The 465-nt window shown below is 61.3% G+C and carries 1 protein-coding gene; it reads left to right on the plus strand.

Annotation, left to right across the window (positions count from 1 at the left end):
* A partial coding sequence (locus EEB11_RS19335) for an IS3 family transposase (protein WP_245299020.1) occupies positions 1-465 on the plus strand: 465 nt, incomplete at both ends.

Below are 465 nucleotides of genomic sequence, written 5' to 3' on the forward strand. Positions count from 1 at the left end.
GAAGGCCACCCAGTTCTTCGCGAGCCAAAAGCCGTGAGGTTCGCCTTCCTTGACGACGATCGCGGCGGCCTTTCCAAGGCCCATCCCTGCCAAGTCATGGGGGTCACGGATCGTGGCCTGCGGGCCTGGAAGCATCGCCCCACATCACACCGGCAGCGGCGTGACATGGTGCTTCTTGCGCATATCCGCGACCAGCACAGAGCAAGCCAGGGCAGCTACGGTCGCCCCCGAATGACTGAAGAGTTGAATGAGTTGGGCTTGCGCGTCGGGCACCGCCGGGTAGGGCGTTTGATGCGGCAGAATGCGATTTGTGTGGTCAGAACCCATAAATTCAAAGCAACCACTGACAGTGACCACACCTTCAACATCGCGCCGAATCTCTTGCAGCAGACCGCCGCCAACGCCCGCCGGTTATTGCGCGACCTGGAACGGGCCTGCCCAATCCGGATCAGGACGGTTTTGACC

The organism is Pseudotabrizicola sediminis, assembly GCF_004745575.1.
GTDB lineage: Bacteria > Pseudomonadota > Alphaproteobacteria > Rhodobacterales > Rhodobacteraceae > Pseudotabrizicola > Pseudotabrizicola sediminis.